Source organism: Micromonospora sonchi, from assembly GCF_014646235.1.
GTDB classification, from domain to species: Bacteria; Actinomycetota; Actinomycetes; order Mycobacteriales; family Micromonosporaceae; genus Micromonospora; species Micromonospora sonchi.
This window is the reverse complement of the sequence record NZ_BMNB01000010.1, coordinates 137,539-164,338: the sequence shown is the minus strand read 5'-3', so window position 1 is coordinate 164,338 and position 26,800 is coordinate 137,539. Positions and strand designations below refer to the sequence as shown.

Annotated in this window: 30 protein-coding genes and 1 pseudogene; 16 read left to right on the top strand and 15 right to left on the bottom strand. The window is 71.2% G+C overall.

The window, feature by feature from the left end; genetic code table 11:
- Positions 1 to 64 precede the first annotated feature (64 nt).
- On the bottom strand, positions 65 to 970 hold the full coding sequence (gene bla / locus IEY61_RS13240) for a class A beta-lactamase (RefSeq protein ID WP_189043994.1): 906 nt from the start codon (positions 968 to 970) through the stop codon (positions 65 to 67).
- A gap of 135 nt (positions 971 to 1,105) precedes the next feature.
- Here bla and IEY61_RS13235 point away from each other — a divergent pair, with 135 nt between their 5' ends.
- Together IEY61_RS13235 and IEY61_RS13230 are read left to right on the top strand one after the other, a co-directional pair.
- Positions 1,106 to 1,879: a LysR family transcriptional regulator gene (locus tag IEY61_RS13235; RefSeq protein WP_189043992.1), complete on the top strand. Its 774-nt coding sequence runs from the start codon at positions 1,106 to 1,108 to the stop codon at positions 1,877 to 1,879.
- Positions 1,876 to 2,784 (top strand): serine hydrolase, encoded by a 909-nt coding sequence (locus IEY61_RS13230; RefSeq protein ID WP_189043990.1) that lies wholly within the window; start codon positions 1,876 to 1,878, stop codon positions 2,782 to 2,784. The genes IEY61_RS13235 and IEY61_RS13230 overlap by 4 nt, the downstream gene beginning before the upstream one ends.
- Before the next feature lie 105 nt (positions 2,785 to 2,889).
- Here the strand turns inward: IEY61_RS13230 and IEY61_RS13225 are convergent, their stop codons facing one another.
- Positions 2,890 to 3,837: a hypothetical protein gene (locus tag IEY61_RS13225; protein WP_189043988.1), complete on the bottom strand. Its 948-nt coding sequence runs from the start codon at positions 3,835 to 3,837 to the stop codon at positions 2,890 to 2,892.
- Between the two features lie 158 nt (positions 3,838 to 3,995).
- Between IEY61_RS13225 and IEY61_RS13220 the strand changes: the two genes are divergently transcribed.
- From IEY61_RS13220 to IEY61_RS13210, 3 genes are read left to right on the top strand one after another with little or no spacing between them, the layout of a single operon-like run.
- Positions 3,996 to 4,424 (top strand): hypothetical protein, encoded by a 429-nt coding sequence (locus IEY61_RS13220; RefSeq protein ID WP_189043986.1) that lies wholly within the window; start codon positions 3,996 to 3,998, stop codon positions 4,422 to 4,424.
- Positions 4,418 to 4,642, top strand: a complete 225-nt coding sequence (locus tag IEY61_RS13215; protein WP_189043984.1) for a helix-turn-helix transcriptional regulator — start codon at positions 4,418 to 4,420, stop codon at positions 4,640 to 4,642. Before IEY61_RS13220 ends, IEY61_RS13215 begins: the two co-directional genes overlap by 7 nt.
- A complete protein-coding gene (locus IEY61_RS13210) occupies positions 4,639 to 5,631 on the top strand; it encodes an NAD(P)-dependent alcohol dehydrogenase (RefSeq protein WP_189043982.1) in 993 nt (330 codons plus the stop codon). The genes IEY61_RS13215 and IEY61_RS13210 overlap by 4 nt, the downstream gene beginning before the upstream one ends.
- Positions 5,632 to 5,649: 18 nt before the next feature.
- Here IEY61_RS13210 and IEY61_RS13205 read toward each other — a convergent pair whose 3' ends face one another.
- Positions 5,650 to 5,994: a hypothetical protein gene (locus tag IEY61_RS13205; RefSeq protein WP_189043979.1), complete on the bottom strand. Its 345-nt coding sequence runs from the start codon at positions 5,992 to 5,994 to the stop codon at positions 5,650 to 5,652.
- Positions 5,995 to 6,036: 42 nt separating this feature from the next.
- Positions 6,037 to 7,488 (bottom strand): argininosuccinate synthase, encoded by a 1,452-nt coding sequence (gene argG, locus IEY61_RS13200; protein ID WP_189043977.1) that lies wholly within the window; start codon positions 7,486 to 7,488, stop codon positions 6,037 to 6,039.
- Positions 7,489 to 7,874: 386 nt separating this feature from the next.
- Here argG and IEY61_RS13195 point away from each other — a divergent pair, with 386 nt between their 5' ends.
- On the top strand, positions 7,875 to 8,570 hold the full coding sequence (locus IEY61_RS13195) for a GNAT family N-acetyltransferase (RefSeq protein ID WP_229705871.1): 696 nt from the start codon (positions 7,875 to 7,877) through the stop codon (positions 8,568 to 8,570).
- A 77-nt stretch (positions 8,571 to 8,647) separates the two neighbouring features.
- A complete protein-coding gene (locus IEY61_RS13190) occupies positions 8,648 to 9,646 on the top strand; it encodes a hypothetical protein (RefSeq protein ID WP_189043973.1) in 999 nt (332 codons plus the stop codon).
- Here IEY61_RS13190 and IEY61_RS13185 read toward each other — a convergent pair.
- Positions 9,577 to 10,719, bottom strand: coding sequence for a helix-turn-helix transcriptional regulator (locus tag IEY61_RS13185; RefSeq protein ID WP_189043971.1), 1,143 nt, complete (start codon positions 10,717 to 10,719; stop codon positions 9,577 to 9,579). The two genes, IEY61_RS13190 and IEY61_RS13185, sit on opposite strands and share 70 nt — an antisense overlap.
- A 124-nt stretch (positions 10,720 to 10,843) precedes the next feature.
- Between IEY61_RS13185 and IEY61_RS13180 the strand changes: the two genes are divergently transcribed.
- From IEY61_RS13180 to IEY61_RS13155, 6 genes are all read left to right on the top strand, one after another.
- Complete coding sequence (locus IEY61_RS13180) at positions 10,844 to 11,962, top strand: winged helix DNA-binding domain-containing protein (protein WP_189043968.1); 1,119 nt, start codon at positions 10,844 to 10,846, stop codon at positions 11,960 to 11,962.
- Between the two features lie 114 nt (positions 11,963 to 12,076).
- Positions 12,077 to 12,931 (top strand): alpha/beta fold hydrolase, encoded by an 855-nt coding sequence (locus tag IEY61_RS13175; RefSeq protein WP_189043966.1) that lies wholly within the window; start codon positions 12,077 to 12,079, stop codon positions 12,929 to 12,931.
- 5 nt (positions 12,932 to 12,936) lie between these two features.
- Complete coding sequence (locus IEY61_RS13170) at positions 12,937 to 13,461, top strand: hypothetical protein (RefSeq protein ID WP_189043964.1); 525 nt, start codon at positions 12,937 to 12,939, stop codon at positions 13,459 to 13,461.
- A 156-nt stretch (positions 13,462 to 13,617) separates the two neighbouring features.
- Positions 13,618 to 14,478, top strand: a complete 861-nt coding sequence (locus tag IEY61_RS13165; RefSeq protein ID WP_189043962.1) for an inositol monophosphatase family protein — start codon at positions 13,618 to 13,620, stop codon at positions 14,476 to 14,478.
- 819 nt (positions 14,479 to 15,297) lie between these two features.
- On the top strand, positions 15,298 to 15,555 hold the full coding sequence (locus tag IEY61_RS31185; RefSeq protein WP_229705870.1) for a hypothetical protein: 258 nt from the start codon (positions 15,298 to 15,300) through the stop codon (positions 15,553 to 15,555).
- Between the two features lie 97 nt (positions 15,556 to 15,652).
- Positions 15,653 to 16,267 (top strand): GNAT family N-acetyltransferase, encoded by a 615-nt coding sequence (locus IEY61_RS13155; protein WP_189043960.1) that lies wholly within the window; start codon positions 15,653 to 15,655, stop codon positions 16,265 to 16,267.
- A 41-nt stretch (positions 16,268 to 16,308) separates the two neighbouring features.
- Here the strand turns inward: IEY61_RS13155 and IEY61_RS13150 are convergent, their stop codons facing one another.
- Positions 16,309 to 17,208: a LysR family transcriptional regulator gene (locus tag IEY61_RS13150; RefSeq protein WP_189043958.1), complete on the bottom strand. Its 900-nt coding sequence runs from the start codon at positions 17,206 to 17,208 to the stop codon at positions 16,309 to 16,311.
- A gap of 81 nt (positions 17,209 to 17,289) precedes the next feature.
- Here IEY61_RS13150 and IEY61_RS13145 point away from each other — a divergent pair, with 81 nt between their 5' ends.
- Entirely contained in the window at positions 17,290 to 18,303 is a 1,014-nt protein-coding gene (locus IEY61_RS13145; protein ID WP_189043956.1) for a DMT family transporter, read from the top strand.
- A gap of 142 nt (positions 18,304 to 18,445) precedes the next feature.
- Here the strand turns inward: IEY61_RS13145 and IEY61_RS13140 are convergent, their stop codons facing one another.
- The 4 genes and pseudogenes from IEY61_RS13140 to IEY61_RS13130 all read right to left on the bottom strand — a co-directional run bounded on the left by IEY61_RS13140 (position 18,446) and on the right by IEY61_RS13130 (position 21,169).
- Positions 18,446 to 19,507 carry an XRE family transcriptional regulator gene (locus tag IEY61_RS13140; RefSeq protein ID WP_229705880.1) on the bottom strand — a complete coding sequence of 354 codons (1,062 nt, stop codon included), beginning with the start codon at positions 19,505 to 19,507 and terminating at the stop codon, positions 18,446 to 18,448.
- Between the two features lie 74 nt (positions 19,508 to 19,581).
- A pseudogene (locus tag IEY61_RS31180) lies at positions 19,582 to 19,650 on the bottom strand (hypothetical protein); the annotation flags it as partial.
- A 19-nt stretch (positions 19,651 to 19,669) separates the two neighbouring features.
- Positions 19,670 to 19,843 (bottom strand): hypothetical protein, encoded by a 174-nt coding sequence (locus tag IEY61_RS13135; protein ID WP_189043954.1) that lies wholly within the window; start codon positions 19,841 to 19,843, stop codon positions 19,670 to 19,672.
- Positions 19,844 to 19,978: 135 nt separating this feature from the next.
- Positions 19,979 to 21,169 (bottom strand): helix-turn-helix domain-containing protein, encoded by a 1,191-nt coding sequence (locus IEY61_RS13130; protein WP_189043952.1) that lies wholly within the window; start codon positions 21,167 to 21,169, stop codon positions 19,979 to 19,981.
- A 193-nt stretch (positions 21,170 to 21,362) separates the two neighbouring features.
- Between IEY61_RS13130 and IEY61_RS13125 the strand changes: the two genes are divergently transcribed.
- Positions 21,363 to 21,977, top strand: coding sequence for an HD domain-containing protein (locus IEY61_RS13125; RefSeq protein ID WP_189043949.1), 615 nt, complete (start codon positions 21,363 to 21,365; stop codon positions 21,975 to 21,977).
- Here IEY61_RS13125 and IEY61_RS13120 read toward each other — a convergent pair.
- From IEY61_RS13120 to IEY61_RS13110, 3 genes are all read right to left on the bottom strand, one after another.
- Positions 21,951 to 22,355: a hypothetical protein gene (locus IEY61_RS13120; protein WP_189043947.1), complete on the bottom strand. Its 405-nt coding sequence runs from the start codon at positions 22,353 to 22,355 to the stop codon at positions 21,951 to 21,953. The genes IEY61_RS13125 and IEY61_RS13120 overlap by 27 nt on opposite strands.
- The gene (locus tag IEY61_RS13115) at positions 22,352 to 22,660 is read right to left on the bottom strand and encodes a hypothetical protein (RefSeq protein ID WP_189043945.1); all 309 of its coding nucleotides are present in this window, start codon (positions 22,658 to 22,660) and stop codon (positions 22,352 to 22,354) included. The genes IEY61_RS13120 and IEY61_RS13115 overlap by 4 nt, the downstream gene beginning before the upstream one ends.
- A gap of 81 nt (positions 22,661 to 22,741) precedes the next feature.
- Positions 22,742 to 23,650 carry an alpha/beta hydrolase family protein gene (locus IEY61_RS13110; RefSeq protein WP_189043943.1) on the bottom strand — a complete coding sequence of 303 codons (909 nt, stop codon included), beginning with the start codon at positions 23,648 to 23,650 and terminating at the stop codon, positions 22,742 to 22,744.
- A gap of 106 nt (positions 23,651 to 23,756) precedes the next feature.
- Between IEY61_RS13110 and IEY61_RS13105 the strand changes: the two genes are divergently transcribed.
- Complete coding sequence (locus tag IEY61_RS13105) at positions 23,757 to 24,326, top strand: TetR/AcrR family transcriptional regulator (RefSeq protein WP_229705869.1); 570 nt, start codon at positions 23,757 to 23,759, stop codon at positions 24,324 to 24,326.
- 93 nt (positions 24,327 to 24,419) lie between these two features.
- Here IEY61_RS13105 and IEY61_RS13100 read toward each other — a convergent pair whose 3' ends face one another.
- Together IEY61_RS13100 and treZ are read right to left on the bottom strand one after the other, a co-directional pair.
- Positions 24,420 to 24,746, bottom strand: a complete 327-nt coding sequence (locus tag IEY61_RS13100; RefSeq protein WP_189043939.1) for a hypothetical protein — start codon at positions 24,744 to 24,746, stop codon at positions 24,420 to 24,422.
- Between the two features lie 323 nt (positions 24,747 to 25,069).
- Positions 25,070 to 26,794 (bottom strand): malto-oligosyltrehalose trehalohydrolase, encoded by a 1,725-nt coding sequence (gene treZ, locus IEY61_RS13095; RefSeq protein ID WP_189043937.1) that lies wholly within the window; start codon positions 26,792 to 26,794, stop codon positions 25,070 to 25,072.
- Positions 26,795 to 26,800 lie beyond the last annotated feature (6 nt).

The following is a 26,800-nucleotide window of genomic DNA, read 5'->3' as shown; positions in this document are numbered from 1 at the left end:
TAACACCGGTGTGTTAAGAAGGGGCCCTTCCTCTACCTCAGGCGTTAACAGGGGGCCCTTCCTTTCACCGCAGGGCGGTGAGGGCCAGTTCGGCGGCGTGGGCGAGCAGGGCGTCGTCGCGCTCGGCATCCTTGTCGGCCTTGCTGGAGAGCACGGCCAGCACGATCGGGGCCCGGTCCGGCGGCCAGATCACGGCGATGTCGTTGCGGGTGCCGTAGCCGCCGGAGCCGGTCTTGTCGCCCACCTGCCAGCCGTCCGGAGTGCCGGCCCGGATCGTCTTGTCGCCGGTGGTGTTGCCCTTGAGCCAGTCGACCAGCACCGCGCGGTCTTCGGCGGAAAGCGCGTCGTCGACGGCGTACGCCTTCAGCGAGGTGGCCAGTGCGCGGGGCGTACTGGTGTCGCGGGTGTCGCCCGGGGTCGCCTCGTTGAGTTCGGTCTCCATCCGCGACGGCTCGGTGACCTCGTCGCCGATGTCGCGCAGTGCCTGCTTGAAGCCGTCCGGGCCGTCGAGCCGGTCGAGCAGCAGGTTCCCGGCGGTGTTGTCGCTGTAGCGCACCGCCGCGTCGGCGATCGCCCGCAGCGACATGCCGGTCTGCACGTGCTGCTCGGTGATCGGCGAGTAGGTGACCAGTTCGTCGCGGGAGTAGGTGACGATCTGGTCCAGCTCCTCGGTGGAGGTGGCGGCGAGGACCGCGGCGGCGGCCAGGGCCTTGAACGTCGAGGCGTACGCGAAGCGCTCGTCGGCCCGGTACGCGACGGTGCGGCCGGTGCCGGTGTCGATCACGTACACCCCGAGCCGGGCGTCGTACTGCTTCTCCAAGGGGGTGAAGTCGACGGCCACCGGCGCGGCGGACGGCGACGGCGTAGGGGCCGGCGCGGTCGGGGTGCCGGGTGAGCATCCGGCCAGCAGGCCGAGCGCCAGCGCGGCGGCGAGGGCACTGATTCGGGTACGGCGGGTGGTGCTGGTCAAGACTGGTCCTTCCGTCGGTCGTCCCGGCGACCCGGAGACCTTCCCGGGTGGCCGGTAACCAGGCTCGCAGCGCTGGCCCATGCCGTCGAAGACGCCGAGGGCGATACTGATGCTGTTTCTGCATAGGATTCCCATGTGGATCTCGTGGCGGCCTGTCGGGCCTTCGTGTCGGTCGGCGATCACGGCAGCTTCACCGTCGGCGCGTCCGTCGCCCGCATCCCCCAGTCGGTGGCGAGCCGCCGGGTCGCCGCCCTGGAGCGGCACCTCGGCGGGCAACTGTTCGACCGGACGTCGCGCAGCGTCACACTCACCCCGTTCGGGCGGGACATGCTCCACTCCGCCCGGCGAATCGTGGACCTGGCCGAGGCGATGGAGCACGACGCCGAACGCGCCCGGCTGCGTCCGTTCCGGCTGGCCGTACCGCCGGACGAGGCCGCGTGGCGGGTACCGCTGGGCCTCGGGAGCGGCACCGACCCGGGTGTCAAGGTGGTTCACCTGGAGACGCTGCGCGCGCCGCGTGCCGACCGGCGAACCCGACGGCGTCGGGTCTGGATCTCGCCGGAGGACGACGTGCCGCACGTCCGCGACCCGCTGACCCGGCTGCGCGACGCCGTCGGGCTGCAACCGGCCCAGGTGACGGTCTCGGCGTCCATGGTCGACGCCACCGCCGAGGCGCTCGCCGGCTCCGACCTGATGCTCTGCTCGCCCGCCGAGGCTCGCGAACTCGGGCTGCACTGGCGGCCTCTCGGCGAGCTGCGGCCGGTCCGCGGCTACCAGGTGACCGCCGGCGTACGCGAGGACGCCGAGCGGCTAGGCGGTGTGCTGCGCGCCGCCATCGGCCGATGTCTCGGCGTGGAGGAGCAGGTGCCCGGGGACCGCCCGGTGCACGGCTGGCGGGATTCGGCATGACGGTCGGGCGGCTGCTCCGCGCAGCTCGGGAGACGCTACGCGAGGCCGGGCTGCGCGGCTGCGTACTGGTCCGCGACCTCGACACCGGTGACGAGCTGGGGCTCGACAGCGACGTCGTCCTCCCGGTCGCGTCGCTGGTGAAGGTGCCGCTCGCGCTGGCCACCGTGGATCGGATCGAGCGCGGCGAACTCGACGGCGCCACCCCGATCACGGTGGCGCCCGGCCGAATTCGGACACCGGGTCCGACCGGGCTGAGCCGGTTCCGGCACCCGGCCACCGTGGCAATCGACGATTTGCTCTATCTGAGCGTGGCGATCAGTGACGAGGGCGCCTCGGACGCGCTGTTCGCCCTCACTGCGCCGGCGGAGGTCACCGCCGCGCTGCGCCGGTTCGGCGTCGACGGGATCAGCGTCCGGCACCGCACCCGGGACCTCACCGACACTCCGGCCGAGCGGTTCGCCCCGGACGAGGTGCACCTCGCGCACTCCCTCGCCGCGTCCGCGACCACCGCCGGTCAGGGCCATCCGGTCCCCCAGCTCGACGTCGGCCGGGCCAACGCCGGCTCGGCCCGCGCCTTCGTCGAACTGCTGCACGCCCTGTGGCGCCCGTCGCGCATCCCGGCGCCGGTCGCCGCCCGGGTACGCGAGCTGATGGGCGACAACCTGCTGCGGCAGCGGCTCGCCCCGGACTTCAGTTCCGACGCCTCCCGCTGGTCGTCGAAGACCGGCACCCTGCTCAACCTGCGGCACGAGGTCGGCGTGGTGGAGCACGCCGACGGGCAGGCGTACGCGGTGGCCGCGCTCAGCGAGTCGACGGTGCCGGCTGCCGTGCAGCCGCAGGCGGAGGCGGCGCTGGCGCAGGTGGCGCGGGAACTGCACGACGCGCTCCGGGCCACCCACCGCTGACCCGAGGGTACGGCGGGTCGCTGGCCGCGCCAGGTCTGCGGGTTGTCGACGTCGGGGACCGGGCGGGACGGCCAGCGGCGTGGTCGCTCCCACCCGGATCGGCGGTCAGCCGCTGGCGAGCAGGTGCTTGCGCTCGTTCTCGATCGCGCCGAGGCCGGCCCGGTCCCGGGCGGCGCGCTGCGCCAGCCGGACCCGCACGTCGCCCACCAGCCGCCGGCACTGCTCGACGTGCTGCACGGCCTGCGTGATCCGCTCCCGCACCGCGAGATCGGTGAAGATGTTGTCGCACCAGATGTCGACGAACCGGGTCAGGCCGCCGACGGCCAGCCGTGGCGCGATCACGTCGACGCCCGGCACGTCGGCGAGTTCGGTGCGCAGCGCGGCCAGGCACCGCTCGGCGTGGGCGGCAGCCTGCGCCGCGTCGTCCAGGCGGGAGTGTTTCATCGCGCTGGCCACCATCCCGCCGCCGAAGAAGGTGTCGTAGGTCGACCAGCCCGAGGCGCTGTCCAGCTTGCGCCGCACCTGCTGCAGGGCCTCCTGGGCGGCGCGGGCGGCCTGATCTGCCTCGGCCACCTCACGCAGCTCGCCGGTGAGTCGTCCGCGCTGCTCGGCCAGAGCCAGCAGTCGCCCGGCGCGCGGGTCGCCGGCGCCGGTGAGGTGCCGCTCCTTCGCGTCGAGCACGGCGGCGTACGCGTCCGGGGCCCCGGCGAGCTGACCGAGCCGCGCGCACGCGGCCTGGTGCTCCCGCCGCAGCGCGTCGAGGCGGGCCGCGGCCTCGGCCGCGCGGTAGCGGGCGGCGTCGGCCTCGGCCCGTTCACGGGCCAGCAGGTCGTCCCGCGCGCCACGCAGCGAGGCCAGTACCCGGGTCAGGGAGAGGCTCTCCAGCCGGGCGACGTCCTTTTCCTCGTCCACGCACCGCTCGCGCAGTTGCGCGACCCGGCCGGCCAGTTGGTCGATCCGGACCCGCAGGTCCGCGACCCGGTGCGTGGTCACCTCGTGCTCGCGGAGCACCTCGGCCGCCACGGAAAGCCGCTGTTCGATGTCGTCAGCCACGTGGTCCATTGGACGAACCCGGCGCAAGGCACCGCTGCCGGGGCCGAGCAGCCGTCCGCAGAGGTCTCCGACTCGAATGGATGTAAAAGTTTCTAGACACGATGTCAAGGATGCCTTACTCTCGACATGTCAAGGATTTTTTACATCGGGAGCCGGTCATGACGCATGAGGAAAAGCGTGCCTGGATCATGCTGGTGGTCAGCGCGGTCGCCTACGCCTGCTACGCGGCCGTCGTCCTGAGCCGGGTCGACGGCGGGTCGCTGGCCGCGACACCCTACGCCGCCGCCCTGCTCTGGACGATCGGTGGCGCCATCGCCGCGAGCATCCTGGCCGAGATCGGGATGGCCTTGCTGAATCCGCGCGCCTCGCGGGTCAGCGACGACCGCGACCGGGAGATCGGCCGCCTCGGCGACCACGTCGGGCAGGCGTTCGTGGTGATCGGCGCGGTGTCGGCGATGCTCATGGCCCTGGCGCAGTGGCACTGGTTCTGGATCGCCAACGTGATCTACCTCTGCTTCGTGCTGTCCGCGGTGGTCGGCTCGCTCGCGAAGGTGGTCGTCTACCGCCGAGGTGTGCCGCAGTGGTGAAACCGACCCGCGTAACCAACAACATCCGGACGCTGCGCTTCGCCCGCGACGAGATGACCCAGGCCGACCTGGCCGACCGGATCGGCGTGACCCGGCAGACCGTCATCGCCATCGAGCAGGGCCGCTACTCCCCCTCGCTGGAGATGGCCTTCCGGATCGCCCGCGTGTTCGGCGTACGGCTCGACGAGGTGTTCCAGTATCCCGAGGAGGAATCGTGAAGGCCATCGTGCAGGACGCCTACGGCGCAACGGACGCCCTCAGGCTGCGTGACGTCGAACGGCCGAGCATCGGCGACGAGGAGGTGCTCGTCGCGGTGCGCGCCGCCGCGGTCGACCCCGGAGTGTTGATCTTCATCGTCGGCCGCCCCTACCTGGTGCGGCTCGCGGCCGGGCTGCGCCGCCCCCGGGTGCCGGTACGCGGCCGGGACCTGGCCGGCGTGGTGGTCGAGGTCGGTTCCCGGGTGACCCGCTTCCGGCCCGGCGACGAGGTGTACGGCACCTCCCTGCGCGGCTCGTACGCCGAATTCACCGCCACCCACGAGAAGCGGTTGGCCCGCAAGCCGGCCAACCTGTCCTTCGCGCAGGCCGCCGCCGCGCCCGTCTCCGGGATGACGGCGCTGCGCGCGGTCCGCGACAGCGGCCAGGTGCGCCCGGGCCACCGGGTCCTGGTCATCGGCGCGTCCGGCGGCGTCGGTTCCCAGGCCGTGCAGATCGCCAAGGCGTACGGGGCGACCGTGACCGGCGTCTGCGCCCCGGAGAAGACCGATTTCGTCCGCTCCCTCGGCGCCGACGACGTCCTCGACTACACCCGTGAGGAGATCGACCGGGACGGCCCGGTCCACGACGTGGTCATCGACACCGGAGGTGACCGTCCACTGTCGCTGCTGCGGCGCGCGCTCACCCCGCGTGGGACGCTGGCGCTGGTCGGCGGCGACTGGACCCGGGGTCGACTGCTCGGCGGCTACGGCCGGCAGATGTTCGGGGCGCCACTGCTGTCGACAGTCGTCGGCCAACGGCTGCGCGCCGTCAGCGCCGTGGAGCGCACCGAGGATCTCGACGATCTGGGTGACCTCATCGGGTCCAGTGCGCTGACCCCACCGGTCGACCGCAGCTATCCGCTCGCGGAGGCGGTGGACGCGCTGCGCCACTTCACCGACGGGCACCCGGCCGGCAAGGTCGTCATCACCGTCGATCCGCACGACGGCTGACCCGCAGCGTCCTGGCGGTCAGAACGCGTAGAGCACCGTCCGGAAGCCCCACAGCGCCGTGACGGCCAGCGTGGCCATCCCCACCGCGAAGGGCCACCAGCGACCGCGCGGGCGGACGACGGCGAGGGCGGCCGTGGCCAGGAGCAGCGCCGCGACGATCGCCGTCCAGAGGGCCGCGGTGGGCACCCGGTCGGCGGTCCGGCAGCCCGCGGGGGCGGGCAGCACCGCCGCGCACAGGTCGTAGCGGGGCACGGCCAGCCACCAGTAGCCCGCCCAGGCGAGCACCGCGACGCCGACGGCGGCGGCGATCCCGAGCCAGGAACCGACGCGCGCGGACCCACCCGAGCCGGAGGTTCCACTCATGCCGGTCAGTGTATTGGCCGGTTCCCGGTGGACCGCGCCCGGTCAGTCGACGCCGAACTCCATGGCGGCGCGGTCCAGGGCTTCGTCCTCCGCCGGGGCCACGCCCCGGGAGGCGATCGCCTCGGCGCCACCCTGCGGCATCGCGCCGATCAGCCCGGTCGAGGCCGCCTGCGCGGCACCGACCACCCGCTGCGGGGTGCCGCCGCCGACCATGCCGAGGCTCGCGTACTGCTCCAGCTTCGCCCGCGAGTCGGCGATGTCCAGGTTGCGCATGGTGAGCTGGCCGATCCGGTCGGACGGGCCGAACGCCGAGTCCTCGGTACGCTCCATCGACAGCTTGTCCGGGTGGTAGCTGAACGACGGACCGGTGGTGTCCAGGATCGAGTAGTCCTCGCCCCGGCGCAGCCGCAGCGTCACCTCGCCGGTGACCGCCGTGCCGACCCAGCGCTGCAACGACTCGCGCAGCATCAGCGCCTGCGGGTCCAGCCAGCGTCCCTCGTACATCAGCCGACCCAGGCGGCGGCCCTCGTTGTGGTAGTTGGCCAGGGTGTCCTCGTTGTGGATGGCGTTGACCAGCCGCTCGTACGCGGCGTGCAGCAGCGCCATGCCGGGCGCCTCGTAGATGCCCCGGCTCTTGGCCTCGATGATCCGGTTCTCGATCTGGTCGGACATGCCCAGGCCGTGCCGGCCGCCGATCGCGTTGGCTTCCAGCACCAGGTCGACCGCGCTGGCGAACTCCTTGCCGTTGATCGTCACCGGGCGGCCCTGGTCGAAGCCGATGGTGACGTCCTCGGTGGGGATCTCCACCGACAGGTCCCAGAACCGGACGCCCATGATCGGGTTGACCGTCTCGACGCCGGTGTCCAGGTGCTCCAGGGTCTTCGCCTCGTGCGTGGCGCCCCAGATGTTGGCGTCGGTGGAGTACGCCTTCTCGGTGCTGTCCCGGTACGGCAGGCCCCGCTCCAGCAGCCACTCCGACATTTCCTTGCGCCCACCCAGCTCGGTGACGAAGCTGGTGTCCAGCCACGGCTTGTAGATCCGCAGCTGCGGGTTGGCCAGCAGCCCGTAACGGTAGAACCGCTCGATGTCGTTGCCCTTGAAGGTCGAGCCGTCGCCCCAGATCTGGACGTCGTCCTCGATCATCGCCCGCACCAGCAGCGTCCCGGTGACCGCCCGCCCGAGCGGGGTGGTGTTGAAGTACATCCGCCCGCCCGAGCGGATGTGAAAGGCGCCGCAGGTCAGCGCCGCCAGCCCTTCCTCGACCAGGGCGGCCCGGCAGTCGACCAGCCGGGCCAGCTCGGCGCCGTAGTTGAGCGCGCGACCGGGCACCGAGGCGATGTCGGGCTCGTCGTACTGGCCGATGTCGGCGGTGTACGCACAGGGCACGGCGCCCTTGTCGCGCATCCACGCGACCGCGACCGAGGTGTCGAGGCCGCCGGAGAAGGCGATGCCGACACGTTCACCGGTGGGCAGGGAGGTCAGAACCTTGGACACGAGAAAGAGTATGCACCATCCCGCATACCCATGCAACTCACCGCTGAAAGGAAGGGCCCCTTTTTAACGCCTCGTGTATAGGAAGGGCCCCCTATTAACAACTCCCGGGCCACCGCTGCCCGTATCGCCATGCGGCGCCCCTGATCGCGCGGGCGCGCGCCGTCGTCTGAGGGGCAGCTCGCCGAGCATGGGCGGCGAACCGGACGGAGACGGCGGCATCGGAGGGCGGCTGGGGGCGGCGCCGCCACCAAAGTCCGTGGCCCGCGAGACGGCCGGGCGACCGGCGGCGAGCACCCAGGTGGCGGGGCGACAGGATGCCGTCGGTGACTGTTGATCTGTTGCTGGCGCGGGCACGACGTTTGTGGGTCGAGTTGGCCGGTGTACCGATGACATTTCCCATCCGGGGCGCCGACGTGGCGGTGTCGGCGGAATCGCTGATCTGCCCACCGGGCTGGACCGGGATCGTCACCCTCGGCAGGGCGGCGATCAGCACCGTGCCCACGGAGGGCCTGGAGGCAGTCGTCCGGGAGGCGCTCGACGATCTCCCCGTCGCGGCGCTGACCGACCCTGAACAGCTGGCAGCGGTGCTGCCCGTCGCGGAGGTACTCGGGCCCGCGACGCTCGCCTACTGCGACGAGCGCGCCTTCCGGTCGTACGAGAAGGGCGCTTCGGAACGGGTGCCCGCCGATCACCCGGAGATCGCCGACCTCCTGGCCTCCGTCCCGGTCGAGGACGCCGCGGAGTGCGGGCTGGCCGAGATCACCTCCCCGGCGTTCGTCGTCCGCGCGGGGAGCCGCGTGGTGGCGGCGGCGGGTTACCGGCACTGGCCGGAACGGGTGGCGCACCTCAGTGTGCTGACGGCGCCGGACCGGCGCGGGCGCGGTTTCGCCCGGGTCGTCGCCAGCGCTGCCGTGGCGGAGGGCCTGGACAACCAACTGCTTCCCCAGTGGCGGGCCCGGCCGGAACCGTCGCGGCGCGTGGCGCGGGCGCTCGGATTCCGCGAACTCGGCGTCCAAATCAGCGTCCGGATCAGTACGCCCGGAAATTGGACGGGAACCGGCATCGGATTGGGCACCGATTGAGCAAGTAAAGAGAAACGCAGCCCCGGTCGATCCGTCATCGTCAAATTTCACCCTCCGTGATGTCGAGGAGCGTTTCCGTGACCCAGATCGACCGGCGCGCCAGCCATCCATCCGCCGCTGATGAGGTTCGGCTACCGCCCGAGCCCCGTTCCACCTCCCTGTTCGTCGTCGGGCACGCGCCACGCCGACGCGGGCTGATCATTCTGCTCAGCGTGCTGGGCGGGTTCCTGCTCACCGTCGTCTGGTCGGCGGAATTCGTCGATCAGACCATCGGTGACAACGTCGCCAACACGCTGCTCGGCCACGACGCCAAGCAGACTCCGATCAGCGGGATCGTGGCGGGCGTGATCTTCGCGTTCGTCTCGGGAGTTGCCGGCACCTTCACCGCCTGCAACGTCGCCGCCTTCGGCGCCCTCGCCCCCCTGGCCGGTACGTCCGGCAGCCGGCTGGGCCGCTTCCTGGCACCGCTGCGCCCGCTGGGCTGGATGGCGGTCGGCATGATCGCGGTCTCCGCCCTCTACGGCGCGATCGTCGGCCTGGTCGGCACGTCCATGCCCCAGTTCTCCACCGCCCCGAACACTCCCGGCTCGTTGTCGCCGCGCAGCATCCAGTCCATGGTGGTCTTCGGCGCCATCGGGCTGATCATGCTCTACCTGGGGCTGGCCGCGCTGAGGGTGGTGCCGGACCCGTTCGCCCGGATCTCCCGCCGGTACCCCAACGCTCCGCTGGTCTTCATGGGCGTGCTCATCGCCGGCTTCCTGATCGGACGGCCGTTCCCGCTGTTCCGCCAGATGTTCCGCGACGCCGCGGAGAGCGGCAACCCGCTGTACGGCGCGGCCGCGTTCAGCCTTCAGTCGATCGGCAACATCGTCATCATGGCGGTGCTGTTCCTGCTGCTGGCGTGGTTCGCCGGCAGCCGGCTGCAGACCTGGTTCGCCGCCCGTCCGAGCCGCTTGGCGGCGACCATCGCGGTGGCGTTCCTCGTCGCAGGCGCCTTCACGTTCCTCTACTGGGACGTCCGCCTGCTCGCTCGCCGGGAGATCATCCCCTGGTATCCGACCGCCCCCTGGGCGTGACCGACGGCCCGTTCGTCCCGCGCCGCAGCCCGCTTCGCCGGTCCGCGCCCCTCGCGGCCAGCGTCGGCTGCGGCGTCGGCGTCCTCGCGGCCAGCGTCGGCTGCGGCGTCGGCGTAGCGGCGGGCCAACTGCGCGAAGGCGTCCCGGAGAGCGGGCGGCCCGATGACGTGGATGTCGGCGTCGAACCTGCCGATGGCGGCGGCCAGGCCCGGCCACGACCACGAGCCGAGGGTCAGCCGGCAGCGCTGCGGGCCGAGTTCCTCGACCACGCCGTCGTGAATGAACGGTGACACCCTGGCGGCGGGAAGGTCGAGGATCACCTCCCCCCGACAGGGCCAGTCATCGACGCCGTCGAAGCCGCGGAATCTGCTGGTGACGAAGAGTGCCACGGCACCCCCGGGTACTTCGCGCGGGACGAATCGAGGACCGGTGGGGCCGTGCGGGGTGATCCGGTCGGCACGGAAGATGCGCCAGTCGCCGCGATCGAGATCCCAGGCGACGAGGTACCAGCGTCCGCCCCAGGTCACGATGTGGTGGGGCTCCACCCGGCGCGGGTGGATGGGCGTACCGTCGTCGTCCCCAGGTGTAGCCCAGACGGACCCGTAGTCGAAGCGCAGCACCTCGCGGGCCTGCACGGCGGCGTTCAGCGCCAACAGCACGGCGCTGTCGGCACGCGGCGCCGCCGGCCGTTCGACGGCGGTGACCTGGAGAGTGTCGATGCGGTGGCGCAATCGCGCCGGCATGACCTGCCGTACGGTGTGCAACGCCCGCATCGCGGCCTCCTCGATGCCGGCGCCGGCGGTGGTGGCGCTGCGCAGGGCGACGGCGAGGGCGACGGCCTGTTCGTCGTCGAAGAGCAACGGAGGCAGGCGGGTGCCGGCGTCGAGCCGGTACCCGCCGTCCGGGCCCTTGGCGGCCACGATGGGATAGCCGAGTTCACGCAGGCGCTCGACGTCGCGCCGGACGGTACGCGGGCTGACGTCCAGCCGTTCGGCCAGCAGCGCCCCGGGCCAGTCCCGGCGCACCTGCAACAGGGACAGCAACGCCAGCAGTCGCGCTGAGGTCTTCGGCATGTTCCTCATCCTCGCCGAAGAAGAGGACACATCCTGACCGCTTCCAGCGCGACTGTTGCGTCGCGCCCCGCCCAGCCGTGACCCACCGGCCGGGGACCCCGACCGCGGAAGGAAACCAGCACACATGAGTGACGCGTACCCCCGGCTGCTGAGCGCCCGGGCACTCAACCGCGCGACGTTGGCCCGGCAGTTGCTGCTCGACCGCGCCGACCTGCCGGTACGCGACGCCGTCGCCCACCTCTGCGGCATGCAGGCGCAGGAACCGCAGGAGCCGTTCGTCGGGCTCTGGTCCCGGTTGCGCGCGTTCGATCCGGCTGTGCTCTCGGACCTGCTGACCCGGCGGCAGCTGGTGCGGGCGATCCTCATGCGCCGTACCATCCATCTGCTCACCGCCGAGGACGCCCTCGCCTGGCGGGCCCGGCACGACAGCATGCTGCGGCAACGGGTGCTCGGAGTCTACCGCCGCGAACTCGACGGGGTGGACCTCGACGACCTCGCGGCGGCGGGCCGGGCGGTGCTGGCCGACGGCGAACCCCGCTCGATGACCGGGCTCGCGAGGACGCTCGGCGACCGCTGGCCGGGCCCGGGACCACGGGCCCTGGGCGAGCTGCTGGTCGCCGCCCTGATCCCGACGGTCCAACTACCCCCGCGCGGGCTGTGGCGCACCACGGCGGGAGCGCGCTACCTACCGCTGGCCGCGTGGCTGGGCCGCGACATCGACCCGCCGGCCCCGGATTCGTTGCCCCGGTCCGGCTCGCCGGGCCGGGGCAACGTCGGCTCCGACCCGGTGGGTGAAACGCTGGTACGGCGTTACCTGGCCGCGTTCGGCCCCGCCGCCACGGCCGACCTGCGCGCCTGGTGCGGCCTCACCGGGCTACGCGGGGCGGTGGCCGCGATACGCGAACAGCTCGTCGCCTTCCGCGACGAGCGCGGTCGGGAGCTGCTGGACCTCCCCGACGCGCCACGACCCGACCCCGACACACCCGCCCCGGTGCGGTTCCTGCCCGCCTTCGACAACGCGATCCTCGGGTATCACGACCGGAGCCGGATCATCGACGACACCCACCGCGGCCTGTCGGTCACCGGCGCGCGCGTCGTGCTGGTCGACGGCCGGGTCGCCGCGACCTGGACCATCAAGGCCGGCACGGTGACCGTCACCCCGCTGCGCCCTCTCACCCGCGACGAGCACACCGCCGTCGCCGAACAGGGGCAGGACCTGGCGTCGTTCCTCTCGGCTGGATGATCGCTCGCTCGACACGTGCCCCTTGCGGCAGCCGGTGAGCGCGACACCGACGCGGCTGCGCTCGGCCTGGTGGAGACCCATACCCGGGCGGGGTCCGTGGCAGACTCGGACTCCATGAGGCGTTTTCGCTCCTGGGACGGCACGGAACTGGCGTACCGGGTGGTTGGCTCCGGACAACCGCTGGTGTGCGTTCCCGGTGGTCCCGGTCAGGCCGCCGAGTATCTTGGCGAGTTGGGCGGTCTCAGCGATCATCGGACGCTGTTCCTGCTCGACAATCGTGGGACCGGCGGGTCGCAAGCACCGCAGGATGCCACCACTTACCGGGTTGACCGGCTGGTCCAGGACGTCGAGGCGTTCCGCGAACACCTCAGGCTGGATCGGATGGATCTGCTCGGACACTCGGCCAGCGGCGGAACCTGTCTGCTGTACGCGGCCGAGTATCCGCACCGGGTCGATCGCCTCGTGCTCGTCGCACCGTCCCTGCGCGTCGTCGGCATTCCGTCTGACCTGGACGTTGACGCGGTGCTGGCCCGACGGGCGCACGAGCCCTGGTACGCCGATGCGGCCGCCGCTCTGCGCGCCGAGGCCACCACACCCCAGGAACTGCAGCGGTATCGCTGGCTGTCGGCGCCGCTGCTGTACGGCCGGTGGAACGCCGCCGCCCAGGCGCAGGCGGCCGCCGAGCCTGCCCAGTTCTTCCAGCCGGCGACCGACGGCTTCTACGCCGGCTTCGACCCGGATCCCGCGCTGCCGAAGCGGCTTGCGGAACTGCCGGTGCCGGCGCTGCTGATCGCTGGTGAATACGACATCTGGCCGACGTGCACGTCCGTCCGCGAGCTGGCCGATCTTCTCGCCGTGGCCGACCTCGGGGTGCTCCCGGAAGCCGGACACTTCCCGTGGGTCGACGATCCGGCCGCCTTCGTGGCCGTTGTGCAGGGTTACCTGGCGGGCCGCCAGCCGAGGAAATAGCCAACATGCGGGAAACTGTCGCCATTGCGCTGATCACGTCGCTGTCCACACTGACTGCCGCCGGGCTCACCGGACTGGTCACCGCGCTCACCGTGCGCCGCCAGGTCGCCACCGCCCGCGAGGAGCGCGCCGAGCAGCGTACGCTCCGCCGGCACCAGGCACGACGGGACACGTACGTGAATTTCCTGGCCGCTTGCGACCGCGCGTACCGGGCCTTGGACACCGGGTGGGTCGGGGCGGACACCGCACCGGCCGAGGACGCGCCGTACCCGGCGCTGCGCGCGCTCGACGAGGCGTACAACCTGGTGCTGCTGGCCGGTCCGGACCCGGTCGCCGAGGCCGCCGGGCGCACCGTGCGCAGCGTCAACGAGGAGTACGCCCAGCAGCGCCGACTCCAGCGGGAAGAGATCACGGACAGCCGCTCGCTGGCGGCCCGGCACCGTACCGAGCACCTTGCCATGATCCGGTCCCGGGCCGAGCAGCGCGACGCGTTCGTCACCGTCGCACGCGGTGCGCTGGAGGCGGGTTGAGCCGGCAGGAGGCTCGTCGAGTGAGACCCCGACCAGCGCGGCCAGGCGCCGGCCGGTGCCGGATGACCCGCCATGGTGGGATGATGGAGCCATCGATCGAAAGGGCGCTGCTGGGCCGGTCGCGAGGAGAGTCGAGTCGATGGATCTTGACAAGCTGTGGTCCGACCTGACGACAGAACTGTTGGGGGTTCTCACGGCTTACCGGTCCCGCGTGACCGAGCTGGATGTGCGGGAGAAGCCGACCACACGCTGCTCACCGAGGCCGACCTCGCGATCGAAGAACTGATTATCAGCCGGATCCGGGCCGTGGACCCGGCTGCTCGGGTGCTGGCGGAGGAGTCGGGCAGCGGTACCTGGCGGCCCGGTCTGGATGAGGAACCCGAGCGGATCTGGGTGATCGACCCGATCGACGGCACCGCCGAGTTCGTCGATCCACGCAGCGCCGAGTTCTGCTCCGTCGTCTGCCTGCTGGAGCGAAGGGAACCCGTCGCCGCACTCATCGTCGCACCCGAACTGGGAGCCGACCGCACACCGATCGTGGTGGTCGCCTCCCGGGCCGTTGGCACGATCGCCGTCAATGGCAGACCGGCGGCGTACACCAACGAGCCCTCTCGTGTCGCTTCCCTGACCCGCAGCGCTCGTTCCGAAGCCCCGCCGCACGAGACCGCCATGGTCGCTGCCGGCTACACCCTGAAGACGCGGACCACGTCACAGACGTTGGACATGCTGCGTACCGCCCTGGACCTCACCGATCTCGCGGCCGACACACCGCGTTTCGACCTTTTCTACCGCCCTCGGCAAAAGGTCTGGGACGGTCTCGCGGGGTTGTGCCTCGGCGAAATCGTCGGTCTAATGTCCGCGGACGTGAATGGAACCCGGCACCTGCCCGTGTCCATGGAAACACTCGCCCAGCCAGAGCCGACTTTCGCCAGCACCGTGATGGGTCGCCCGGAGGCCGTCAAGTGGTTCGTGGAGCTAGCCGGGGACTCCCGCACCGGAACACCGAAGTCCTCGTAGACGTCACGTCGATCATCAGCGCCGAGGATTTCGTCGTTGCGCAGAACCGTGCCACTCGGCCCGATGACCCGTTCGCCCGCCAGGCGTTCGTCGAGCTGATCCAGTCCCTGATCTTCATGGAACGGGTGTGGATAGCCCATCCGGTGCTCGCCCACCCCTCGGTCGCCGACTTCGGCGGCAAGCCGTATCTCCTTCGGGCGTTGGCCGACGCGGGACTACTGCATCCGTTGCAGTTGGATGCGGCCGAGAGGGGTCGGGTGCGAGCCGCCGAGGAGGCGGCACTACACGAATTGCAAAGCTGGCGGGGCCACCAGGTCCTCGGACAGTTCATCGGGCAGGCGGTCGCCTGCGACGACGTCCTACCTGATCAACGCAACTCGCTGTCAAAACGCATCCACGGCTGGTGTGCCTTTCAGGCGGCCAACGTACGCGTGGCGGGACATCACGCAGACCGCATCGCCACCCCCGACGGGGTGGAGGACGATCCCTTTGGCACCTGGGCACGAGCGGCCTCGATCGTGCTACGTGGCCCACTGCGATCCATGGCACCTGCTGGCGAGGAGGTCTACGTCGCGGCGACTCTGGCGCGTGGGCTGAAGTATCAGGCACGAGCGGACGCCACCCGCCTCTCCTACCAGGCCCACCCCGTCCGACGCGACTTCCTGCTGACCTTCGACCTCTCCACCGAGGGCGCGACCGAAACAGTGGTGCTCGACGTCATCAAGGCCATTCGGGGCATCCACCAGTCCCTCGCCACAGCGGCGGACGACAACGACACTCACCGCGTACAGCTTCTCGAACTCGAACTGCCGCTGCTCGGTGGCCGGCTCTGGCAGGCGGGCGAAACGGCAACTGCTGGAACGACTCGGGCTGCGCAAGGTCGCGCTCTCGCCGGTGGAGCAGGAATTGGTCAACGGGGTGGCCTCGGTGACCGAGTCGGTGCCCGGCGTACCCAAGGTCGCCGGCATGTGGATCGGAGCACGAGCGATCGGAAAACAGGTCTCCGCCACGGGTACGCCGGTGCAGCGCTTCCTCTACAAGGAGTTCTACCGCGCCTGGAAACGCGCCGGCCGCTGAAGGTCGAGCCACTCACGCCGATGCGGGACGCGCCCACACCACGCTTCCGGCGACAATCAGGTCGCCGCGCGGGAGAAGGTCGTGCGATCGTGGCCCGATGTCTCAACCGGTCCTGCGTACCGCTCGTCTGCTGCTGGTCCCGCTCGCCGATCGGCACCTCGATCTGGAGGTCCAACTGGACTCCGACCCGGAGGTGCTGCGATACCTCTATGGCCGGGCCCGCACCAGGGACGAGGTAATCGTCTCGCATGCGAACCGGATGGCGCTGGCCGGCAAGGTCGCCGGTCTGGGCTTATGGATGGCGTTCGGCACCGACGGCGGGGCGTACGGCTCGACGCCCCCGGCGGCCGAGGACGACGGCGAGTTCGTCGGGCTGATGATGCTTTCGCCGGCGCACGGCCCCGACCAACCGGACGACCCGACCGTCGCCGAGCTGGGTTACCGGATCCCCCGCCGGCACTGGCGCAAGGGCCTGGCCAGTGAGGCTTCCCGGGAACTGCTGCGGCACGCCTTCGACACGGTCGGCCAGCGCCGGGTCATCGCGCAGACCATGGCCGTGAACACCGGCTCCCGCCGTGTCATGGAGTCCGTCGGCCTGCGCTACGTCCGCACCTTCCACCCGTCCTGGGACGATCCGCTGCCCGGAACGGAGCACGGTGAGGTCGAGTACGCGATGACCCGCGAAGAGTGGCAGAGACTCCGGTACCGGTGAGCGTGGCACCCCGCCGGCAGCACCGCTGGCCCGTCACCGTCCTACCGTGCGTGCGCGGGGTGGGCGGCGTCCCGCAACGCGGCGACCGCCATCCGCGCCGCCGGTGTGTGCTCGACCGCGTCGTGCACCACCACGTGGACCGACCGGGTCGGCGTCGGGCGGACCAGTCGGACGCACGCCACGCCGTCCGGCACATCTGCCGCGCCGAGCGCGGGAAGCACCGTGAGGCCGATGCCGGCGGCGACGAAGGCGAGCGCCGTCCGGTAGTCGTGCGCCTCGACTCGGAACGCCGGGCTGAAACCGGCGGCGGTGCAGGCTTCGAGGAGGTTGGTGCGGCACCAGCCACGGGCGACGTCGTTGTCGATCCAGCGCTCGTCGGCGAGGTCGGCCAGGTCCGTCTCCTGACGGTCGGCGAGGCGGTGCCCGGCCGGCACCACGGCAACGTACGGGTCGTCGAGGAGGTGATGGGCGGTGAAGCCCGATCCGGGGTCGAAGCCGCCGCCCGCCACGACCACCTGGACGTCGGCGCGCTCCTCCCGGCTGTCCGGGATGTGTTCGCGCAGTTGCAGGTCGAGCCGCACGCCGGGGAGTTCGGTGAGGATGCGGCGCACCACGAGCGGCATCCACGCCGCACCCACCGACGCGAAGTACGCGATGGACAGTGCGCCGGTGCGGCCGGTGCGCAGGTCCGCGATGAGCGATTCGGCCGCACCGACCCGGGCGAGCACCCGATCGGCTTCGGCGGCGAGGGCGTGCCCGGCGGCCGTGGGCCGCAGGCCCCGCCCCGCTCGGGCGAGGAGGGTGAGGCCCGTCTCGCGCTGTAGCGCGGTGAGGTGCTGACTGATGGCGGAGGGGGTGTAGCCGAGGTTGGCGGCGGCGGCCTGGACCGACCCGGACGCCACGACGGAGCGGAAGACCCGGAGGCGGTGAACGTCGAGCACGGCACAACGATAAAGCTTGACTGAACAGTTGTGAAGAAACAATCACTGGTGCTAAACGTTCGGTCTACCGAGAATCGTCCCATGAGCAGTCCGTCGATCACCCGGCCCGCCGCTCCGACCAGGGCCGTCCCGGAGGACACCGGCACCGCGGCGTACACCCGGCGCGAGGAGGAGCGGCCCCGGTCCTGGCCGATTGTCGCCGCCGCCGCGACCACGGTCCTGCTGTGGGCCTCGGCGTTCGTCGGCATCCGTTTCGCCGGGCACGACTACTCCCCCGGCGCCATGGCCCTCGGGCGCATGGCGGCGGCGTCCGCCGCGCTGAGCGTGTTCGTCGCATTCACCGCCGGCGTCCGGCGGGCCCGAGCGCCGCACGCCGGGCGAAGGCCGGGCGACCTGGCGCCCCGCCGGGCCGCCCTGCCTCGCGGCGGAGTGCTGGGACTGGTCGTGCTCTGGGGCGTGGCCTGGTTCGGCGGGTACAACCTGGCGCTCAACGCCGCCGAGCGGCTGGTCGACGCCGGGACGGCGGCGCTACTCGTGGCGGTCGCACCCATCCTCGTCGCGGTGGCCGCAGTTGTCGTGCTGGGCGAGCGGCTCACCAATCGGCTCGGTGTCGGGGTGGCGGTCGCCTTCGCGGGCGTGGCGCTGATCGCGGCAAGTGGTTTCACCGGGCACGCCGACAGGCTCGGCGTCGCGCTGGCGGTGCTGTCCGCGATGCTGTACGCCTTCGGCGTACTGCTTCAGAAACGCCTCCTGGCGCGGATCGACGCCGTGCCGATGACCTGGCTCGGCGCGCTGGCCGGGACGGCGGCCCTGCTGCCGTTCGCCCCCACGCTGCTGGAAGAACTCGCCGCGGCCCCGCTGCCAGCCACCCTGGGCGTGCTGTTCCTGGGCGTCTTTCCGACCGCGATCGGCTTCCTCACCTGGGGCTACGTGCTGTCCCGCTGGACGGCGGGCCGCACCACCGCCGCCACCTACCTGGTCCCGCCGGTGACCGTCCTGCTGTCCTGGACGCTGCTGGGCGAGGTACCGGCACCGCTGGCCCTGCTTGGTGGCGCGTTCTGCCTGGCCGGCGTGGTGCTCGCGACGCGCCGCTGACGGTTCGACACACCCGACGCCGACGCCGGCCCGCAGGCGGCGACCGATCCCGACGCAGGTCCTTCCCAGATCGGTATGTCACACAGACATAATTATGTCTGTGTGACATACCGCTTCCATCGAGTAGTGCCTTTCGCCCCGGTCAGCGGGTGAGGCCGACGAGGGTGGCCAGGCGGGCCACGCCGGGCGGTGCAGGTCGACCCCGGGCAAGCTCGCCGAGGAGGGTACGCGCCAACGGCCGCGCCCGAACCTCAGCCGGCGCGACACCATCCGCCGCGACCAGCATCCGACCCGCCCCGGCCAGGTCACCGGCGAGCAGGTACGCCCGCGCGGCGTCCACCAGGTAGGCACCCCGATGCTCGGCCGGCAGCCGCCGCCACCCGTCCCGCCGGATCAGCATCTCGTGCCGGGTGACCGCCTCGGTCACATCACCACGCTCGACCGCCACCACCATCCGCGCCAGCTCCACGGCGAGCGGCCCGAAGCTCGTACGGTGTGGGTCGTCGGTGGCCTCGGCCCGGCTCGCCACGTCCGCGGCCCATTCCAGCAGCGCCTCGGCCTGCCCATGCTGGCCGCAACTCGCGGCGGCGAAGGCGGCCTGGAGCAGCAGCGTCCCAGCCACCGCTAACTCCTGCGCCCGCCGGCCCGGCGGCGACCACTCGCTGCCCGACAGCGGCCCGGACGACCCCCGCGACGATCGCTTCGCTGCACTGATGAGCCGCTGCGCGGCGGCGACGGTGGCGGCCTGCGCCAGCCGCTGCCGGCCGGCGAGCCGCAGCGCCTGCCCGAGCGAGATGGCCGCCGTACCCGCCAACAGCGCGTCCCCGCCGGCCGCCACCAGCGCCCGGTCGGCGGTCAGCCATCCGAGGTCGGCCTCGCCCAGCTTCACCAACACGGAGGAGGCGATCCGGTACGCCTGCACCGTCAACTCCGCGCGCCCCGGCTCTCCCGCCGACCCGACCTGCACGGCGTCCAGCAATCCGGGCAGCACCCGCACCACCTGCGCGTACTGCCCATGCTGGAAACTCAACCAGGCGTGCCCCACCTGCCGGCGCAGATCGCCCACCGGCACCGGGCGCATCTGCGCCTGGAACACCCCGTAGCGCGCGAGCGCCGCGCGTACCCCATCAAGCCCGTCACGTACGTCGCCACCGGCCGGCGGCGGACGCTCGCCGAGCAGCACCGCCGGATCGACCCGCAGCACCTCGGCGATATCTCCTGGATCACCGAGAACTTGTCGAGTCGGCGGGCACCCCGCTCCACCTTGTCGACCCAGCTCTTCGACTTCCCCAGCCGGTCGGCGAGCCCCTGCTGCGTCAACCGCCGCCGTACCCGCCACTGCGCCACCCGCCGCCCGATCGGCAACTCACTCCGGCCGGTCACGCCGCCACCGCCGATCCGGCACCGCCCGCGTGGTCTCCTCCACCGGTACGCGCTCCGCCTCAGCCTGCTCCAACAGCCGCCGCTTCGCCGCCTCCCGCTCAACCTCCTGAATCCGCTCACCCCGACTCATCGCCGGTTCGTCGCCCTGACCTGCCATCCCCACCTCCAGCAGCCTTGGCCGGAAAGATCGTGATCAGGAGGGGGCTGTTCACCGTCTCATCTGGCCGGAGAAGGCGACCGCCTTCCCGAACCGGACACTAGGGGATCATGGTGATTGATTGATTACCGCCAGTTATGCAGCCAGGCGGATGCCCATCCGGCCGGCAAGCAGCCGCAGGTCATCCGAGACGGCCCGCCGCCTCGCCCGGTGGGCAAGGGTCACGACCGCATCGCGAGCAAGCGGATTCAGCGCAAACGGAACGGGTGCGGCGCGCTCGGCCTGCACGAAGGCACCCAGCGCCTCCGCATCCCGACGGCCGGTATCGGCGAACGCCCGACCGAGGTCGAGCCAGTACGACATCTGGCGGTTGGTGGCCGCGAGAAGCTGCGGTCGCACCGTTCGGGACAACTCGATCACACGGCCCATCTCGCCCTGCTCGGCGGCGATGGACATCTTCCAGAGATCCACATTGGTCGGCCCGAACCCGCATCCGTTGAAGCCGCCACCGTCCGCCGGGTCCCCGAGGCTCGCCGCCTCGCGAGTCGCCTCGGCAAGGTGATCCCTCGCGACATCCACCCGGCCATCCACGGTCGAGGTCAAGGCGGCCGACAGGTGAAGCTGGCCGAGCATCTGTCGCACCCGCTCATCAGCGGCATCGTTCTGCAACTCGACCAGCGACCGGCCAGCGGCCCGGGCAGCAAGCGACGCGGACTCGATCGGCAGGCTCTGCACGTAGGCGAACCGTGCGGCACCGATCCATGCCGGATGCTCGGCCTCCTCGGCGGCTGACACGGCTACCCGAGCCGCGTTCAGCGCCAGATGGCGATACCCGAGGTGCCGCAGACACGTGGCCGCCTGGTATGCCGCTTGAGCGAGCACGGTGCTACTCACGGCAGCAGACTCCAGCAGCAGGTCGGGAAGCATCCGCGCCATCGCCGGGTAGTTACAGAGGTTGCGAAGCTGATCACTGCGGGCCAGGTCTGCCGTCAACTGATCAGCTGTGCGGGTCGACGGCCGGCGCTCGCCGTCCTCGATCTCGATCAGCGCCGACCAGATCGCCGGTACGCACTCGGCGGCGCCCTCGCGCGCCGGATCGCCCGGTTCCGTGCCCTGGCCGAGCAGGTCAGCCACCGTGACCTGGAGGGCTGCGGCGAACGACACGAGAGTGGAGCGCCGGTCGATGGTCTTCCGGCCCGACTCGATCTGAGAGACGTACGGCTGGCTGACGCCAGCAAGCCCGGCGAGGACGGCCTGAGACATCCCGCCCCGACGCATCCGCCAATAGCGGATCCTCGCCCCAACGGTGTCAGCCTTCTGGACCATGACTATCGCCCACCTCCGGGTTGCCATCGGCTGACATCAGCCAGCCGGGGCCGCAAGTTGGACGCTACCCCGCCCGTTGCCGTTAGGACTCGCGTGAGCAACGCCAAAGTTCGAGCAGCCCTCGTCACGACCTGACGTCTATCGTCTATCTACCTGGGGGTAGACGGAAGCACCGGCTAGAGGGAGGGGCAAAATGTGCGACGACCACGTGGCCGCAGGCGCCATGAACTTCATCTTCGAGGCGGGCGTCCTCAAGCGCGCAGCCCGTACCGGTTGGTGGTTCGCCGGTGTCAAGCATCCTGAGTCGATCGCCGAGCACTCGTTCCGCGCCGCGCTCATCGGCATGATGCTCGCCGCTATGGAGGGCGCAGATCCGGCCCGGGTGTCCATGCTCTGCGTCCTGCACGACACCCAGGAAACCCGGATCACCGACATCCCGCACATCGCCAAGCGCTACCTCACCGCCGTACCCAACACCGCCGTTACCGCCGACCAGGTCGCCGCCTGCCCATCCGCCGTGGCCGACGTCATCACCGCCGCCGTCGCCGAGTACGAAGCAGGCGAAACTCTCGAAGCCGTCGTGGCCCGCGATGCCGACAAGCTCGAATGCCTCGTCCAAGCCGTCGAGTACCGCCACCAAGGCATCGACAACGTCCAACGCTGGATCGACAGCTCCCGCGCCACTCTCAAGACCGCCTCCGCCCAACGCCTTGCCGACGCCGCCCTCACCGGACAACCCCTCGCCTGGCTCACTCCTGCAAGTTCCGCCGGTCCCGCTCGGTCACGCGGGGAAGTAAATCAACGGTAGGTAGCCGTCGTCGCCGTACGCCTTGAGGTCACTGGTGAGCAGGGAGGCCTCGTGTTCCAAGGCGGCCTGCAGGGCGGCGGCGCAGTCGAGGCGGCCGGTCAGGTCCCGCCAGTGCGACAGTTCCAGCCAGTCGTCACCCCGGGTCGACAGCATGGCACACGCTTCGCGCTCGAAGAGGGCCTTCAGGAGCGCCCGCTCGGTGGTGTCGGTGGTGGTCGCGAGGGTCTCGGCCGCGACGACGGACGGTATGCCGAACCGCACGCCGTCCTCGGTGACCTCGTGGACCGGCTCGGCGACGTGCATCGAGCCGGCGACGTAGGCACGAAGCGCGGACCGGTCGAGGATGAGCCGCACCGGCGGCTCGTCGCGTTCACTCATGCGGCCGATGGACGCGCGGAGGTGATGCCCTTGTCACGCGCTCCTTGGCGGGCATGTTCCCGGACGGCGGCCCGCCGTTCCGGGGTCCACTCGGCTTCCACGGCGGCGCGACGGGCACGGGCGCGGGCCACCCCCTCGGGGGTGACCGTGATGCCAAATTCCTCGTGCATGGTGGTGAGGTTCTCCAGCCGCATGCGGGCGCGGACGGTGTTGACGAGGAAGGCGCTGGTGTTGCTCTCCCGTTCCAGCCGTTCGGCCACATCCTCGGGCACGGAGATCGACAGCTTACGGAACCGCTCGGTCATACCAGAATAGTAACTCGGTATGACCGAGTCGGCCTGCCGACACACTCCGTAACGCATGAACTTGCCCGGCGGGCATCAGGCTCACTTGTGCTCGACGCGATAGGCGCCGTCGCTGGCCGCGGCGCTTTCGGTGAGAGCTTTCCATGCCGTGCCGTCGAGGTCGAAGGTGTCGAGGAGATAGGCGGAGACCGCGTCGGCGACCAGGGCTACGCGGGCGGGATCCTCGTCGCTGGTCTCGGCGACCTGCTCGCCGGCGATTCCACCGAGGGTGTGTTCACCGTCGGTGATGGTGAACAGGCTCTTGGGCGCGGGGCTGAGGTGGTAGGCGTCGGTGAACCACTCCGGCCCGCGGGTGGACAACGCCGACTGGTCCTTGCCGCCTGTGACGACGAGGGCCGGCGTGGTCATCGTGGAGTAGTCCGGCCGCATGAACGGCAGATGCTCCACCGCGAACGGGGTGAGCGAGTCGCCGGTGCCCGTCGCCGCGAGAAGCGCCCCGGCCTTGACCGAGGGATGGGAGAAGTCCTCGCCTGGCGTGCCGTCGGCGTCGAGCACACGGGCGCCGAGGAGGGTGCCGACGCTCTGACCGCCCCAGGAGTGCCCGACGGCGGCGACGCGCTCCCGGTCGATGCGGCCGGCCAGCCCGGCCTGGGTGAGGATGTCGTCGAGGTTGTCCAGGACGGCGTGCAGGTCGGCGATCCGAACGCGCCAGATGGTGCCGAATCGCGGGTCGTCGAACCCGAGGCCGTGGCGGCGGGCGTCGAGGTGGGTCGGCTGGACGACGACGAAGCCGGCGGCGGCCCACCGGTCGACGAGTGGCTCGTACCCGTCCATGGACCAGGCGTTGCCGTGGGAGAACACGATCACTGGGAGGTCGTGGCCGGACACCGGGGCGGTGACCTTGACCGCCAGGTCGATGTCGCGTCCGGTGGTGGGCACGGGGACGGGCTTGATCGCCATGATCTGCTGTGCGAGCTGGTGGAGGTGCATGCTGTTGCTGCTTCCTCTGCGCTGGGGATGGGTGTCTGCCACAATCAGGCGGAACAATGTTCCGCCAAATTTAGCGGAACAATGTTCCGCCGGCAAGGGAGGAACTGTGACCGAGTCGCCTGGGGCACGTGAGGCAGGCGTACGCCGTAACCGCGAAGCACTTCTCGCCGCTGCCGCGGCCGTGTTCGTGGAGCAGGGGGTGCAGGCGCCCATCCGCGACATCGCCGGGCGGGCCGGGGTGGGCCTCGGCACGGTCTACCGCCACTTCCCGAACCGAGCCGAGTTGGTCACCGCGGTGTACCGCCACCAGATCGAGGAGTGTGTGGCGCTGGCGTCGGCGCTGCAGCGGGAGAACATCGCGCCCGGTGAGGCGCTGACGCGCTGGATCGGGGCGTTCGTGGAGTTCCTGGTGACCAAGCACGGGCTCGGGGTCGCCCTGCAGTCGGAGGACCCGAGCCTGATCACGCTGCACGCGCTGATGCTCGAGAAGCTCGTCCCGGCATGCGCGTCGCTGATTGCCGCAGGCGTGTCCGCGGGCGAGATCGACCCCAGCGTGACCGCGTACACCCTCATGCGTGCCGTGGGGAATCTGTGCATCCTCGGCCCGGGTTACGAGCGGGCCCACGCGCAGGACATGGTGGCCCGCCTGCTCGTCGGATGTCGCAGCGCCCGGTGACGCCCCATGATCGTTGACGTCGGAGCGACTCGACACGCCGAGGAAAAGGCAGCCGAACCGTCAACGATCAGTGCGCGGCGGAGGGATGCCGGGTCAGCGGGTGATGCCGACGAGGGTGGCCAGCCGGGCCACGCCCGGCGGTGCGGGCCGTCCTCGGGCAAGCTCGCCAAGGAGGGTACGAGTCGACGGCCGCGCCCGAACCTCGGCCGGCGCGACACCATCGGCCGCGACCAGCATCCGTCCCGCCCCGGCCAGGTCACCGGCGAGCAGGTACGCCCGCGCGGCGTCCACCAGGTAGGCACCCCGATACTCGGCGGGCAGCCGACGCAACCCGTCCCGCCGGATCACCAGCTCGTGCCGACCGACCGCCTCCCCCAGGTCACCCCGCTCGACGGCCACCACCACCCGCGTCAACTCCACGGCGGTCGCCCCAAAACTCGTACGCTGCGGGTCTTCTGCGACCGCGACCTGGTCCGCGAGGCCGGCGGCCCGGTCGAGCAGCGCCTCGGCCTACTCGGGCTCGCCGCAGCTCGCAGCGGCCAGGGCGGCCTGGAGCAGTGCGTCCCACCCACCGCCAACTCCTGCGCCCGCCGCCCCGGCGGGACCGTCCCACGGTGCGGTGGCGTGGTCAGCCGCTGCGCGGCGGCGACGGTGGCCGCCAGCGCCAGCCGTTCCCGACCGGCGAGCCGCAACGCCCTCGCCAACACGCCGGCCCGCCTACCAAGAGGTCTGGCGGTCGCCGTTCAAAGTGCCACGATCGCCGCCGTCTCCGCCGGCAAATCGATCCGATCGCGCTGCACCGTCACACCCTCTCCCGTGGTCAGCAGCACTCGTCGGGCGACCCCGGGCAGCGTCACCCGCTGCGGCTTGTCGGCGAGGTTGGCGGCCACCAGGCACCCGCCCCGCCGCATCACCAGGAACCGGTCACCGTGCCGTACCTCGACGGCGAACAGGTGCGGATCCGACAACTCAGGCCGGGACTTGCGTAGCGCGATCAACCGCCGGTAGAAGTCGTACATCTGCCGGTGTTCGGGTTTGTCCAGCTCGGCCCAGTCCAACCGGGAGCGGGCGAAGGTCTGCCGGTCCTGCGGATCAGGCACGGCAGAGCCAGGCCAGCCGTGCGTGGCGAACTCCCGCCGCCGACCGGACACCACCGCAGAGGCCAACTCCGGCTCCGGATGCGACGTGAAGTACTGCCACGGCGTCGAGGCCGCGAACTCCTCCCCCATGAACAGCATCGGGGTGAAGGGGGCGGTGAGCAGCAACGTCGCCCCGACCCGCAGCAGCGCAGGCGAGACGGTAGCGGAGAGACGATCACCAACCGCGCGGTTGCCGATCTGGTCGTGGTTCTGCAGGTAGGCCACGAAGCGGTGGCCGGGGGTGCGCTGGTCGACGGGGCGGCCGTGTTGCCGGTGGCGGAAGCTGGACCAGGTGCCGGTGTGGAAGAAGGCGCCGCGCAGCACCTCGGCCAGGCATTCCATGGTGCCGAAGTCGCCGTAGTAGCCCTGTTCTTCGCCGGTGAGCAGGGTGTGCAGGGCGTGGTGGGCGTCGTCGTTCCACTGGGCGTGCAGGCCGAAGCCGCCGGCTTCGCGCGCGGTGATCAGCTGGGGGTCGTTGAGGTCGGACTCGGCGATCAGCGACAGCGGGCGGCCCAGGTGTGTCGACAGGCTTTCGACCTCGACGGCCAACTCCTCCAGCAGGTGCACCGCGCGGGTGTCGGGCATGGCGTGCACGGCGTCCAGGCGCAGGCCGTCGACGTGGTAGTCGCGCAGCCACTCCAGGACGCTGTCGATGATGAAGCGGCGTACCCCGTCGGAGTGCGGGCCGTCGAGGTTGACGGCGTTGCCCCAGGGGGTGTTGCGGTCGCTGAGGTAGGGAGCGAACAGCGGTGCGTAGGCCCCGGAGGGGCCGAAATGGTTGTAGACGACGTCGAGGATCACCCCCAGCCCGCGAGCGTGGGCGGCGTCGACCAGCCGTTTGAGGCCGTCGGGGCCGCCGTACGGCTCGTGCGGGGCGTACCAGCAGACGCCGTCGTAGCCCCAGTTGTGCTCGCCGTTGAAGGCGTTGACCGGCAGCAGCTCGATCATGTCGACGCCGAGGTCGACCAGGTGGTCGAGCTTGCCGATGATCGCCTCGAAGGTGCCTTCCGGGGTGAAGGTGCCGACGTGCAGCTCGTAGAGGGTGCTGCCGGGCAGCTGCCGGCCGGTCCAGGAGTCGTCGGTCCAGGAGAACGCCGAATGGTCGTAGACCCGGCTGACGCCGTGCACACCGAAGGGCTGCCACCTCGACCGGGGGTCGGGCAGCGGCCGGTCATCGTCGTCGAGCAGGAAGGCGTAGTCGGTGCCGGCGTGTGGCACCTCGACCTTCCACCAGCCGCCGCGGCCGGCGCGCATCTCGTGGTCGGCGCCGCCGGGCAGGCGCAGCCGCACCCGCTTCGCCTCCGGTGCCCAGACCGTGAACTCGGACATGACGCA